A 13,510-nucleotide genomic window follows, 5' to 3' on the forward strand; every position below is an offset into this window, starting at 1 on the left:
GCGCAAACAAGACAAGACCGTGGCGTGACGGGAAGGTGGTTCCCGTCAGGGCTCGTAGCGGTAGAAATGCATCTTCGTATCGCCGAAAATCCGGCTTTCGAGCAGCTTGAACACGGGCTCGACCTTGACCGCCACATCGCCGCGCTCTTCCAGAATGGCGAGCGCACCGGGGTTCAGCCAGCCACCGCCATGGGCTGCCGCGAAAGCCTTCTCGCCGTGGCCGTAGCCATAGGGCGGATCGGCGAAGAGAAGATCGAAGGGCTCGATATTATTGACGCCGCCGAGCTTGGTGGCATCGCGCCGCAAAATGCGGGCGCGGCCATGCAGACCCAGCGCATCGATATTTTCCCAAAGCAGCCCCCTGCCCTCGACGCCGTTTTCGACGAAGAGCGCCACGCGACAGCCACGCGACAGGGCTTCCAGCCCCACCGCGCCGGTTCCGGCAAAAACGTCCAGAACGCGCGTGCCATCCAGACTTTCCGGATAGGCGTGGCTCAGAATGTTGAAGAGGCTTTCCCGCGTCCTGTCGATGGTTGGACGAATGGAATTCGATTTCGGCGCGGCCAGTGTCCGGCCGCGGAACTCACCGCCTACGATCCGCATTACGTGTCATTCCCCTGCCTCCAGAAGGTTTGCCACCCGGGCCTTTGCCGCCCGGCTTGTTACCGCCGGGGCCCTTGCCGCCAGCGCCTTTATCCTTGCCGGAAAAGCCGGAGCGTTCACCACGCTCACCCGATTTTCCGAAGGATGGTTTGCCCGATCCCGGCCGGCCACCCGGTTTTCCACCAGGCCTGCCGCCTCTCGGCTTGTCTCCGAAGGGCCTTTCGCCACGCGGACGATCGCCCTCTTCACGGGGTTTGTCGCGGAACGGCCGGTCGCCGAAGGGTTTCTCACCGCGTGGGCGATCGCCCTCCTCACGGGGACGGTCCCGGAAGCCGAAGGATTTTTCGCCGCGTGCGGGGCGGTCACCCTCTTCGCGCGGCTTGTCACGGAACGGCCGGTCGCCGAAAGCCTTGCCGCCGCGTGCCGGGCGGTCACCGAAGCTCTTTTCACCGCGCGGACGGTCGCTGCGCGGGCGATCACCGTCTTCACGCGGCCTGTCGCGGAATGGCCGGTCGCCGAACGGCTTTCCGCCGCGTCCACCACGATCACCAAAGCTCTTTTCGCCACGCGGACGGTCGCCGCGTCCGCGACCACCCTCTTCTTCACGGGGGGAATCCGAACGGATCCACTCGCCCTCGGCATCCGCATGCTTCACGACGTTGCGGCGCGCTTCGTCCTGGGCGGAAGGCTTCTTGAAGAGATTTTCGGCCTCCGCGCGGGCGGAAGACTTGCGTTCCTTGCCGTCACGGGTGGGCTTCGCGCCGGGCGCCATCCAGACATTGGCCGTGCGGCTGGTGCCGGCGGGCTGGCGTGGACGGCGGTCGTCGCCATCTTCCTCGCTGCGGCCCTTGGCGCCAAATTTTCCGGCGGGTTTGGAGCCGAACTTGCCGGCTGGCTTGTCGCCACGTTTGGTATCGAGGCGGCCGAGCGCCTTTTCACGGCGATCCTCGGATTTGCCGCCGGTCTTTTCAAAGCGCGGCTTGCCTTCCGGCGCATCGCTCTTTGCCCATTCGGATTTCACGGGCCGCTTCGGCGCGTTGTCTTCTTCGTCCTCAACGGGCGTATTGTAGATCGGCGCGTCGAAATTGGCGCCGGCCTGTTCGATGAGACGCGGGCCGAGCTGGTCGCGCAGCATGCGGCCGCGCACTTCCAGAACCTTGCCTTCGGCCAGATCGCCAAGCTGGAACGGGCCGTAGGAAACGCGGATCAGGCGGTTGACCTCGAGACCCAGCGCGCCGAGCACGTTCTTGATTTCGCGGTTCTTGCCTTCGCGAAGGCCCATGCTGATCCAGACATTGTGGCCCTGCGTGCGGTCGAGCGTCGCGTCGATGGCGCCATAAAGCACGCCCTCGACGGCAATGCCGTCCTTCAGCTTGTCGAGTGCTGCCTGATCGACCTCGCCATGGGCGCGCACGCGGTAACGGCGCAGCCAGCCGGTGGTCGGCAGCTCCAGCACGCGGGAAAGGCCACCGTCATTGGTGAGCAGCAGCAGGCCTTCGGTATTGATATCGAGACGGCCGATGGAAAGCACGCGCGGCAGCTCGCCCGGCAGATTGTCGAAAACGGTCGGGCGACCTTCCGGGTCGGAATTGGTCGTCACCAGGCCGGCGGGCTTGTGGTAAAGCCACAGGCGGGTGCGCTCCGCACCGCGAATCGGCATGCCGTCCACTTCGATCTTGTCTGACAGCGTGGCGTTGACCACTGGCGTATCCAGCAAGACGCCGTTCAGCGACACGCGGCCTTCCATGATCATCCGCTCGACATCGCGGCGCGAAGCCACACCTGCGCGCGCCATGATCTTGGAAATGCGCTCGGGCTTGGCGCCGCCAACGGTTTCCGGCATCGGAGCTGCCGTTGCCTCGGCTGGTTTCTTTTCGCGCTCGGCGGCGGGCTTGCCAGGGCCTTTCGGCTTCCTGTCGCGGCTAAATGTCTTGCCGCCGTCACGCTTCGGCTTGTCTTTAAAAGTCATTTGCTGTTTGCCTGTTGTTTGGGCTGTCCTATCAGGTCCAAGCACAAGGGTTAAGAGGAAATTGAAACGCAATGGCCGAAAGGACGCATTTCATGGAACTGGCGCTTGCGGAAGCCCGTGCCGCCGGCGAGCGGCAGGAGGTTCCGATCGGCGCCGTGCTGGTTCTGGACGGCCGCGTCATCGCCCGTTCCGGCAATCGCACCCGTGAATTGAACGATGTGACGGCTCACGCCGAAATCGCCGTGATCCGCATGGCCTGCGAGGCCCTGGGACAGGAACGCCTGCCCGGCGCCGATCTTTATGTTACGCTGGAGCCCTGCACCATGTGCGCGGCGGCGATTTCATTTGCCCGCATCCGCCGGCTCTATTACGGCGCGCAAGACCCGAAGGGCGGCGCGGTGGAGAGTGGCGTGCGCTTCTTCAGCCAGCCGACCTGCCACCATGCACCGGACGTCTATTCCGGGCTGGCAGAAACCGAAAGTGCTGAAATCCTGAGGCAATTCTTCCGCGAGAAACGTCTCGACGACTAAGCGGCCGGCGGGAGGCACACGCTTTCCCGCAGGCCATCAGCCCGTCATTTTATCAGAAGGGGTTCCACCAGCTCTTGCCGGTGTTTGCGACTGCCGCTTCTTTCTTGCGGCGCTTTTCCTTCTTCTGCTCCGGTTCGCCGAGATCGGTCAGCTGATCCTGCGGGACGCTGCGATATTCAACCGGCGGATCGGTGAGGAACTTGCGCTGGGCGTTGACGACGGAGCCACCCTGGGCATCGGCCTTGGCCTTGCGGAAGGCTTCCCATTTCTGGCTTTCGGTCATCTGGCCGGCGGTGCCGTTGCCGGCGAGCAGCGGCGAGCGGTAATGCGGGTTGTTCTTGTTGGCGTCCGCCTCTTCGCGCAGGCGTTCGCGGGTTTCTTCCGGCGATTCGACCCATTGCGGATTGTTTTCGCGGCTTGCCATGTTCTGCTGCGGCGTGGCCAACTGTTCGGCACGGGCCTGGGCGGGAACGACGAGGCCCGGACGCGGGCTGTATTTCAGGTTGCGCTTTTCCTGGTCATTGCCGGTGATCGAGGTCGCGTTGCCGAGATCGTCGACAAGCTGTTCCGCCGCTGTCTTGCCCGTACCATAGGTCGGGCTGGTGCAGGCACCGAGCAACACGCCTATCGTCGTGACGCCCACAACCGTGCGAAACATGCCCAAACCCTGCGCATTACCCTGCATCGTCTTCATTGAAACCCTTCCAGCCGTCCGTCCCACTTCGCCAGACATCGTCTTTCGGCAGGCGGCAGCCCGCATTGCCCTGCAAATCCGGCCATTTTCAGGCAGGTGTACCGGATGAAGAGGCAAAGCGCAATTCATCCGGTCATTTTCATCGCGCATCGGCCCGAAACCCGGAATCGGGTTTCGACAGGAACGATGCGCAGCTTCGGATCATCCGAGGGCTGCAAGCTCGCGCAGCGCGGCCGCATCGCGGGCGGAAACCTCCGGATAGTCCGGATCGGAGCCGACATCTGTGGTGATGCGCCAGGAGCGGGCGCATTTCACGCCTTCCGCCAGCTTCTGCTCGACCACGACCTTTGCAACTTCCGGCAGGCGGAAGCCATCGGCCGGGCCTTCATCGCCCACCACGGTGATGGCCGAGGTGATGCAGATTTCGGCGAAATCCTGCCCCTTCAGCGCCGCCAGAAGATCGGCATCGGCGATGTGGACGACGGGTGCCGCCTCAAGCGAGGAACCGATGCGCTTTTCACGGCGCTCGACTTCCAGCGCGCCGGTGACGACCGTGCGGACCTTGCGGATTTTTTCCCACTTTGCTTCGAGCGCGTCGTTCTTCCATTCCGCCGGGATTTCCGGGAACTGGACGAGATGCACCGATTCCGCATCCGGAAAACGCGACAGCCACGCCTCTTCCGTGGTGAAGGGCAGCATGGGCGCCAGCCACGAAACGAGGCAATCGAACAGCTTGGCGATAACCGACAGCGCCGCCCGGCGCTTCAGCGACGACGGCGCGTCGCAATAAAGCGTGTCCTTGCGAACGTCGAAATAAAAGGCCGAAAGTTCGACATTGGCGAAATCCACCAGCGCGCGGGCGATCTTCTTGAACTCGAAGCCGTCATAACCTTCGCGCACGACCTGATCCAGCTCGGACAGGCGGTGCAGCACCAGCTTTTCCAGCTCCGGCAGATCGTCATAGGCGATCTCTTCGCCCTTGTAGTGAGCAAGGGTGCCGAGCATCCAGCGGATGGTGTTGCGCAGCTTGCGATAGGCATCGACATTGGTCTGGATGATGGCCTTGCCGAGGCGCTGGTCGTCCCAATAGTCGGTGGTCATGACCCACAGGCGCAGAATATCCGCGCCGGCATCCTTCATGACTTCCTGCGGCGAGACAACGTTGCCCTTGGACTTGGACATCTTCTCGCCCTTCTCATCCATGGTGAAACCATGGGTGACAACGGCGTTGTAAGGCGCACGGCCACGCGTCGCGCAGCTTTCGAGCAGCGACGAGTGGAACCAGCCGCGATGCTGGTCGGAGCCTTCGAGATAGACATCCGCCGGCCACTTCATGTCCGGGCGGTCTTCCAGCGTGAAGGTGTGGGTGCAGCCGCTGTCGAACCAGACGTCGAGGATGTCCATGACCTGCAGCCACTTGGCATGGTCGTGGTCATTGCCGAGGAAACGCTCCTTGGCGCCTTCGGCGAACCAGGCATCCGCGCCTTCGGCCTCGAAAGCCTCGAGGATGCGGGCGTTGACCGCCTCGTCGACCAGAACCTCACCCTTCTCGTCTGCGAAGACGGCGATCGGCACGCCCCAGCTGCGCTGGCGCGACAGAACCCAGTCGGGCCGACCTTCGATCATGGCGCGCAGGCGGTTCTGGCCGGAGGCCGGAACGAAGCGGGTCGCATCGATGGCGTTCAGCGAACGCGAACGCAGCGTCGTGCCGTCGCCCAGTTCCTTGTCCATATAGACGAACCATTGCGGCGTGTTGCGGAAGATGACCGGCTTCTTGGAGCGCCAGCTATGCGGATAGCTGTGCTTCATGCGGCCACGGGCAAACAGGTTGTTTGCCGCGATCAGCGCCTTGATGACACGCTCGTTGGCATCGCCCTTCTTGCCGTTGTCATCCATCACACGGGCAGCACCGCCTTCGGCGGACGGGCCGAAACCGGGGGCATCCTCGGTGTAGAAACCGTCATCGCCAACCGGGAACGGGATGGCCGGGGAGACGCCGCGCGCTTCCAGCTCGCGCTGATGTGCGGTCCAGACGTCAAAGTCCTCGCGGCCGTGGCTGGGCGCCGTGTGCACGAAACCCGTACCGGCATCGTCGGTAACGTGATCGCCATCGAGAAGCGGAACCGGGAAATCGTAACCCAGCGATGCGAGCGGATGGGCGCAGGTGATGGCGGCCAGTTCTTCGCTTTTTACGTCGCGAACGAGCTTGAAGGTCAGCTTCGCCTTGGCCGCGGCCTCATCGGCCAGCTTCTTGGCAAAGATCAGCTTTTCGCCCGGCTGCGGGCCGAAATCGTTCTGAGCGCTCTCGACTTCGTAGAGGCCGTATTCGACCCGTGACGAAAACGCGATGGCGCGGTTGCCGGGGATGGTCCACGGCGTGGTCGTCCAGATCACGACGGAGACACCGGAGAACGCGGAAGCCGCATCCACAACCGGGAACTTCACCCAGATCATGTCGCTCTCGACATCGGCATATTCGACTTCGGCTTCCGCCAGCGCCGTACGCTCAACCACCGACCACATGACCGGCTTCGAGCCGCGATAAAGCTGGCCGGTCCGGGCGATCTTCAGCAGTTCGCCAGCGATGCGGGCTTCGGCGTGGAAGTTCATCGTCGTATAGGGGTTTTCAAAGTCGCCCTCGATGCCGAGGCGCTTGAACTCTTCCGACTGAACCTTGATCCAGCCGGCCGCGAAGTCACGGCATTCCTTGCGGAATTCGTTGACCGGAACTTCGTCCTTGTTCTTGCCCTTGGCGCGGTAGGCTTCCTCGATCTTCCATTCGATCGGCAGGCCGTGGCAATCCCAGCCCGGCACATAATTGGCGTCGTAACCGCGCATCTGGAACGAGCGGGTGATGACGTCCTTCAGGATCTTGTTCAGCGCGTGGCCGATATGGATATTGCCATTGGCATAGGGCGGGCCGTCATGCAGCACGAATTTTTCGCGGCCGGCGGCGGAAGCGCGAAGCTTCTTGTAGAGGCCCATTTCCTGCCAGCGCTTCACCGTTTCCGGTTCCTTCTGCGGCAGGCCGGCGCGCATCGGAAAATCCGTCTGCGGCAGATAGAGGGTGGCGGAGTAATCCAGTTTTTCTGCGGTGTCGCTCATAATCGTACCGTTGTTGCGCGCCGTGTCGGCCGCGCCATCTCAATTGCTAAAGAGGGCAAATTCGGAAAGCGCCATCACAAATGCCGTGACAAGCGCCAAAATCCCGGACCTTCCGGCTCTTCAGAGCGGGCGGAAGGCCGGGCCAATAATTCGGCCAATCTGAACTGTAAACAGCAACCGGTATTGGGACATGGCCGGTTGTTTATGCGGTTTTCCAGCAAAAAGGAAGAGAAAAGCGACAGCAATATGGGCCGGAATACGGCCCTGCCATCCCCGCCCGCTCAAAACGCGATCTTCGCGTCCACCTCGCTCAGTGGCCGCACGCCGGAAAGCATCGCCCTCGCCTCTTCCTCATCGCGCCTGATCTGCGCGACCAGCGGTTCGAGACCTTCGAATTTCAGCTCGTCGCGCAGATGCCCGAAGAAGGACACCGAACAGACCTCACCGTAAAGATCGCCGGAGAAATCGAAGACGAAGGTTTCGAGCAGCGCCGCGCCGTTCTCCGTCACCGTCGGGCGGTAACCGAAGCTCGCCACGCCATCGTGGATCGAACCGTCGGGGCGGCGGAAGCGCACGGCATAGATGCCCGCCTTCAGTTCCGTCTCCGGCGCCAGCGCCATGTTGGCGGTGGGGTAACCCAATGTGCGGCCAAGCTTCTGGCCGCCAATGACTTCGCTCTCCACCGTGAAGCGATAACCGAGCAGGCCCGCTGCACCCGCCACATCACCCTCGCACAGAAGCGAGCGGATGCGGCTGGAGGAGACGACATCCGCACCCTCGTCGCGGAAGGCATCCACCAGCGTCACGTCGAAGCCATGGCGCTTGCCGGCCGCCATCAGAAAGGCCGGGCCGCCCTCGCGGCCCTTGCCAAAATGGAAATCGAAGCCGGTGACGACGGCACTGGCGTGAAGCCAGTCGACCAGGATGGACTGGACGAATTCCTCCGCCGAGCGCTGCGAAAACTCCCGATCGAAGGGATATTCGATGACGGAGCGGAAACCGATGGCCTCAAGGATGCGCGCCTTCAATGGCGCGGGTGTCAGGCGAAAGACCGGCGTATCGGGACGGAAGACGGAACGGGGATGCGGTTCAAAGGTCAAAACCAGCGCGGGGACGCCGCGCGCTTCCGCCAGTTCCAGCGCACGATCCAGAACCGCGCGGTGGCCGCGATGCACGCCATCGAAATTGCCGATGGCGATGACGCCGCCGCGCAGAGCTTCCGGCAGCGGTTCCTTTTTTTCATTGCGGTGAAAGACGGTCATGGCAATCGATCCATTCCTACGCCAGCTATTCCTCAAGCCAGACGGGGCATCCACCAGCCGGGAGCCGCGCCCTGCCCCTTGAGATAGGCGTTGAGAAGCGCCTCATCCGTCTGGCCGTTCAGCGTATATTCGGCGGCGTGAATGCCGCCGCTGATATAAAGAAGGTTGAGGCCGCTCGCAATCGCGCCCTTCACATCCGTCGGCATGCCGTCGCCGATGGCGAGCACACGATCCCTGGCGAAGGCGCCGCGCACCTCTTTGGCCGCCGCAAGGCAGGCGTCATAGATCGGCGCATGCGGCTTGCCGGCAATGCGGACTTCGCCGCCGAGCTGTTCGTAATAAGCGGCCATGGCGCCGGCGCAGGGTATGATGCGCTCACCGCGCTCCACCACCAGATCGGGGTTGGCGCAGATCATCGGCACGTTACGGGCAATGAAGCCCTTGAGCATTTCGGTATAATCCTCGGGCGTCTCCGTCTCGTCATCGAAGAAGCCGGTGCAGACCACGGATTGCGCTTCCGCCTCGCCGACGCGCTCGACATCGAGACCGTCGAGCAGCGGCAAATCCCGTTCCGGGCCGAGCAGGAAGACCTTTCTCGGGCCTTCCGCGATCAGGCCGCGGGTGACGTCGCCAGAGGTGATGATGCGGTCATAGGCCTCATCCGGCACGCCGAGAACGCGAAGCTGGTCGATGACGCCGGGAGCGGGACGCGGTGAATTGGTGATGAGCACCACCGTCTTGCCGGCCTTGCGCGCTTCCCGCAGCGCAACAGCGGCATCCGGAAAGGCGCTGACGCCATTATGCAGCACGCCCCAGACATCCGACAGAATAACGTCGAACCCTGCCGTGATTTCGCCGAGGGTGAGAATGCGATGGGCCATGAGATGCTTTCCGGCTGCGAGAAAAGGGTGAGCGTCACATCGCAAAGCGGGACGCCGATGGCAAGGAAAAAAGCGGGGCGGAGCGTCTCCCCGCCGCACCCGAAAATAACCGAGCCTCGAAAGGTCAGCTTCACCGCGCCAATGTTGTAGACCCACCTCGCCTCACACACGCCGTCATCCTCTGGCCTGTCCCGAGGATCTGCAACCTATTGATTTTATTTGATGGGGATAGACCCTCGGGACAGGCCCAAAGATGACGGCAGCGCCCTTTTCAGATTCTGCCATCGCCCTGACGCCTAGTTTGACCCTCCGCCCGGCCATCTGAAATTTCTGTCATGGAACGCTGATAACCATAAGCCATGAAATTTTTCCGACAGGCCGTTCTTGACTCAGGCAGAAGGCCTCCTTATCTCGGCTTCGCTGGCACTCAAACAAGAAGAGTGCTAACACCCATCACGCGAGCCTCTGAAGGTTCGTGAAGTCATTTGATCGAGGGATTAGGCAATGACAAGCACCAATTTCCGCCCGCTTCACGATCGCGTCGTCGTTCGTCGCGTTGAATCCGAAGCCAAGACCAAGGGCGGCATCATCATTCCCGATACTGCCAAGGAAAAGCCGCAGGAAGGCGAAATCGTCGCCGTCGGTTCCGGCGCACGCGATGAGTCCGGCAAGGTCGTCGCTCTCGACGTCAAGGCTGGCGACCGCGTTCTGTTCGGCAAGTGGTCGGGCACCGAAGTCAAGCTCAACGGCGAAGACCTTCTGATCATGAAGGAAGCCGACATCATGGGCATCATCGGCTGATCTGGCCGGACCCGTCCTTCCTTAAATTTCAAGCCGGACCCGTTCCGGCCATTCGAAACCAGGAGTTTTGAACATGGCAGCCAAAGAAGTAAAATTCGGCCGCACAGCGCGCGAAAAGATGCTCAAGGGCGTCGACGTTCTTGCTGATGCAGTAAAGGTCACCCTCGGCCCGAAGGGTCGTAACGTCGTTATCGACAAGTCCTTCGGCGCTCCGCGCATCACCAAGGACGGCGTTTCGGTCGCCAAGGAAATCGAACTGGAAGACAAGTTCGAGAACATGGGCGCACAGCTCGTTCGCGAAGTCGCTTCCAAGACCAACGACATCGCCGGCGACGGCACCACCACCGCAACGGTTCTGGCCCAGGCCATCGTTCGCGAAGGTTCCAAGGCAGTTGCTGCCGGCATGAACCCGATGGACCTGAAGCGCGGTATCGATCTGGCCGTTGCTGAAGTCGTCAAGGACCTTCAGGCCAAGGCCAAGAAGATCAACACGTCTGAAGAAGTTGCGCAGGTCGGCACGATCTCCGCAAACGGCGAACGTCAGATCGGTCTCGACATTGCTGAAGCAATGCAGAAGGTCGGCAACGAAGGCGTCATCACCGTTGAAGAAGCCAAGACCGCTGAAACCGAACTCGAAGTCGTCGAAGGCATGCAGTTCGACCGCGGCTACCTGTCGCCCTACTTCGTGACCAACCCGGAAAAGATGGTTGCGGACCTCGAAGACGCTTACATCCTCCTGCACGAAAAGAAGCTCTCGAACCTCCAGGCCATGCTGCCGGTTCTCGAAGCTGTCGTTCAGACCGGCAAGCCGCTCGTCATCATCGCTGAAGACGTCGAAGGCGAAGCTCTTGCAACGCTCGTCGTCAACAAGCTGCGTGGCGGCCTCAAGATCGCTGCCGTCAAGGCTCCGGGCTTCGGCGACCGCCGCAAGGCCATGCTGGAAGACATCGCCATCCTGACCGGTGGTACCGTCATTTCCGAAGACCTCGGCATCAAGCTCGAAAACGTTACCCTCGACATGCTCGGCAAGTCGAAGAAGGTTTCGATCTCCAAGGAAAACACCACGATCGTTGACGGTGCCGGCCAGAAGTCCGACATCGAAGGCCGTGTTGCCCAGATCAAGGCCCAGATCGAAGAAACCACCTCCGACTACGACCGCGAGAAGCTGCAGGAGCGTCTTGCCAAGCTCGCTGGCGGCGTTGCCGTTATCCGCGTCGGCGGTTCGACGGAAGTCGAAGTGAAGGAAAAGAAGGACCGCATCGACGACGCTCTCAACGCGACGCGCGCTGCCGTTCAGGAAGGCATCGTACCGGGCGGTGGCGTGGCTCTGCTGCGTTCGTCCACGAAGATCACCGCAAAGGGTGAAAACGACGACCAGGAAGCCGGTATCAACATCATCCGCCGCGCCCTGCAGGCTCTGGTTCGCCAGATTGCAGACAACGCAGGTGACGAAGCTTCCATCGTTGTTGGCAAGATCCTCGAAAAGAACGAAGACAACTACGGCTACAACGCCCAGACCGGCGAATATGGCGACCTGATCCAGCTCGGAATCGTCGACCCGGTCAAGGTTGTCCGCACGGCTCTGCAGAACGCAGCTTCGGTTGCTTCGCTGCTGATCACCACCGAAGCCATGATCGCCGAGCTTCCGAAGAAGGAATCCGCGATGCCGGCAATGCCGGGCGGCGGCATGGGCGGCATGGACTTCTAATCAGTCCTGTCACCGGAATTACGAAAGGGCGGTCTTCGGATCGCCCTTTTTTCGTAGCCGCCCATGCCCTCTGAGTGGCCTGGTGCTGCAAGCGCACCAGACGGGCGGCATGGACTTCCAATCAGTCCTGTCACCGGAACTACGAAAGGGCGGTCTTCGGATCGCCCTTTTTCTTTGTCGCCCCCTGCATGATTGCTGCTGTCCGGTTTGAGTTTTTCGAAGAGACGCGAAGCCCTAATTGGACCAGGCTTTTGCGATTGCAGCGCACACCACGATGAGCAGCGTCGTCCGACAGGACGACGAGTTACGCCAATCATGCCGCCGTCATCCTCGGGCCTGCCCTAAGGATCTGCCACGTCTTGATTTTATTCAACGTGATTAGATCCTCGGCACAAGGCCGAGGATGACGTCGAGAGAATTTGCACCCGGCGAGAGAGATGCTTCGCGAAATCAATAGGTTGCATAATTCTGAAGGCCGAAAGCGGACACATCCAAATATTGTCCCGTTTTGGAACAAGCGTGATTTTATCCGGCTATTTTGGGGCGGACCATGCAATAATGAGACACAACCACGAGCGAATCACCACCCCACAGGGGGCCGATTTTCACTCCGGATGGCCTATAAGTGCGCTATTTAGTTGTGTTTTTTCCCATGTCTCGCGATTTTGAAGAAGAAATACATAATATTTTTGATTTTCTCACTGAGCGGTTGTTGTAGGCAGGGGAAAATAAACTATAAGTCAGCCCCCTGAGGGTTCCGCGACAGGACGACAGGCATTGAAGGGGTTTCGATGCCTGGCAGATACGTTCGACGGCGGGTGGCGGTAAAGGTTCAACCTGCGGCGACGCTTGCAACAGCGGCGCTGGCATGTGTTCATGCGGGGGCGCGATTTGTTCGAAATATCAAGACGCAACAATGCTCTGCCTGCGGCCGTGACGACCGCACCCGATCCCCGCACCCTGTCGCATTTCTTCATTTCGGAGGAGTGGAGCAGCGATCTTTCGAGCGGTGTCATCCGGCTTGGCGAACATGCATCTTTCATGCATGGCCTGCCGCCGGGCGAATGCGGTCTGCTCAGCCTCGTCCGCTGCTACGATCGCGGCGACCACGCCCGCGTGCTGGAGCTTTTCGAGCAGGCGTCCACCGCACCTTCGCGCTTCTGCTTTTCAACCAGCCTCTTCCTTCTGCCGGCAATGCGGCAACCGGTCATCTGCATGGGTGAATCGTCTGATTTCGAAGATGGCCAGCAGGGGCGCATATCCGGGCTTTTCCTGTTTCCGCGTTTCGAAGATATCCGCTTCGCCGCCTGACTATTGTCGCCCGGCACCGAAGATCGTTCACAAAATGAAGACAATTTGTCTTCTCTTGTTCATCTTTATGAGCAGATGATTTTCAGTCATTGATGTCTCCAGACATTGCCTTGCAGCTCAACCGGCGACACCGCCGATCATTTACCGGAGATATCCATGTCCAGCAGCCAGAACGTGCTCGTTCTCATCGCTCGTATCCTGCTTTCCTTCATCTTCATCTCGTCTGGCTTCAGCAAGCTCGTCGATCCGGCCGGCACCGCCGGCATGATCGCCGGCGCCGGCCTGCCCGCCACAACCGTGCTTGCTTATCTCGCAGGCCTGTTCGAACTCGTTGCCGGTCTTGCCATTCTCGTTGGTTTCCAGACCAAAGTCGCCGCTTGGGCGCTTGCCGTCTTCTGCGTCTTCACCGGTCTGGTTTTCCACAGCGGCACCGTTGCCGTTCCCGGCTGGCCTGAGCCGGCTCTTGGCTGGATCAATACGCTGAACGGCATCATGATGGTGAAGAACATCACCCTTGCCGGCGCTTACATCCTGCTCGCAACCTTCGGCCCCGGCGCCTATTCCGTCGACGCCAAGCGTGGCGCGGCTGTGGCCCACGCCTGAAGCCAGGGACAGACCAACAAAAAAGCCGCCGGAGCGATCCGGC

The 13,510-nt window shown here is 61.2% G+C and carries 11 protein-coding genes; 5 read left to right on the plus strand and 6 right to left on the minus strand.

Features of this window, described 5'->3' with window-relative positions:
• Positions 1-45 precede the first annotated feature (45 nt).
• Together rsmD and QD336_RS04505 are read right to left on the minus strand one after the other, a co-directional pair.
• Complete coding sequence (gene rsmD / locus QD336_RS04500; RefSeq protein WP_269342181.1) at positions 46-603, minus strand: 16S rRNA (guanine(966)-N(2))-methyltransferase RsmD; 558 nt, start codon at positions 601-603, stop codon at positions 46-48.
• Positions 584-2,572 (minus strand): pseudouridine synthase, encoded by a 1,989-nt coding sequence (locus QD336_RS04505; protein ID WP_499169559.1) that lies wholly within the window; start codon positions 2,570-2,572, stop codon positions 584-586. Before QD336_RS04505 ends, rsmD begins: the two co-directional genes overlap by 20 nt.
• 71 nt (positions 2,573-2,643) lie before the next feature.
• On the opposite strand from QD336_RS04505, the gene QD336_RS04510 reads away from it, so the two are divergent.
• Entirely contained in the window at positions 2,644-3,102 is a 459-nt protein-coding gene (locus QD336_RS04510; protein WP_499169560.1) for a nucleoside deaminase, read from the plus strand.
• Between the two features lie 52 nt (positions 3,103-3,154).
• On the opposite strand, the gene QD336_RS04515 is transcribed toward QD336_RS04510, so the two are convergent.
• The 4 genes from QD336_RS04515 to QD336_RS04530 all read right to left on the minus strand — a co-directional run bounded on the left by QD336_RS04515 (position 3,155) and on the right by QD336_RS04530 (position 9,044).
• Positions 3,155-3,796 (minus strand): hypothetical protein, encoded by a 642-nt coding sequence (locus QD336_RS04515; RefSeq protein WP_269342175.1) that lies wholly within the window; start codon positions 3,794-3,796, stop codon positions 3,155-3,157.
• A 201-nt stretch (positions 3,797-3,997) separates the two neighbouring features.
• Positions 3,998-6,901: an isoleucine--tRNA ligase gene (gene ileS / locus QD336_RS04520; protein ID WP_499169561.1), complete on the minus strand. Its 2,904-nt coding sequence runs from the start codon at positions 6,899-6,901 to the stop codon at positions 3,998-4,000.
• A gap of 281 nt (positions 6,902-7,182) precedes the next feature.
• The gene (locus tag QD336_RS04525; protein WP_499169562.1) at positions 7,183-8,163 is read right to left on the minus strand and encodes a bifunctional riboflavin kinase/FAD synthetase; all 981 of its coding nucleotides are present in this window, start codon (positions 8,161-8,163) and stop codon (positions 7,183-7,185) included.
• 32 nt (positions 8,164-8,195) lie between these two features.
• Positions 8,196-9,044 (minus strand): TIGR01459 family HAD-type hydrolase, encoded by an 849-nt coding sequence (locus QD336_RS04530; protein WP_499169563.1) that lies wholly within the window; start codon positions 9,042-9,044, stop codon positions 8,196-8,198.
• Positions 9,045-9,548: 504 nt separating this feature from the next.
• Between QD336_RS04530 and groES the strand changes: the two genes are divergently transcribed.
• The 4 genes from groES to QD336_RS04550 all read left to right on the plus strand — a co-directional run bounded on the left by groES (position 9,549) and on the right by QD336_RS04550 (position 13,467).
• Entirely contained in the window at positions 9,549-9,845 is a 297-nt protein-coding gene (groES, locus tag QD336_RS04535; protein ID WP_003522946.1) for a co-chaperone GroES, read from the plus strand.
• A gap of 73 nt (positions 9,846-9,918) precedes the next feature.
• Complete coding sequence (gene groL, locus QD336_RS04540; protein ID WP_269342168.1) at positions 9,919-11,553, plus strand: chaperonin GroEL; 1,635 nt, start codon at positions 9,919-9,921, stop codon at positions 11,551-11,553.
• A gap of 876 nt (positions 11,554-12,429) precedes the next feature.
• Complete coding sequence (locus QD336_RS04545) at positions 12,430-12,864, plus strand: hypothetical protein (RefSeq protein WP_499169564.1); 435 nt, start codon at positions 12,430-12,432, stop codon at positions 12,862-12,864.
• Between the two features lie 156 nt (positions 12,865-13,020).
• Entirely contained in the window at positions 13,021-13,467 is a 447-nt protein-coding gene (locus QD336_RS04550; protein WP_269342164.1) for a DoxX family protein, read from the plus strand.
• Positions 13,468-13,510: the final 43 nt, after the last annotated feature.

It is taken from the genome of Rhizobium sp. BR 250, from assembly GCF_047445855.1.
Taxonomy (GTDB): domain Bacteria; phylum Pseudomonadota; class Alphaproteobacteria; order Rhizobiales; family Rhizobiaceae; genus Agrobacterium; species Agrobacterium tumefaciens_I.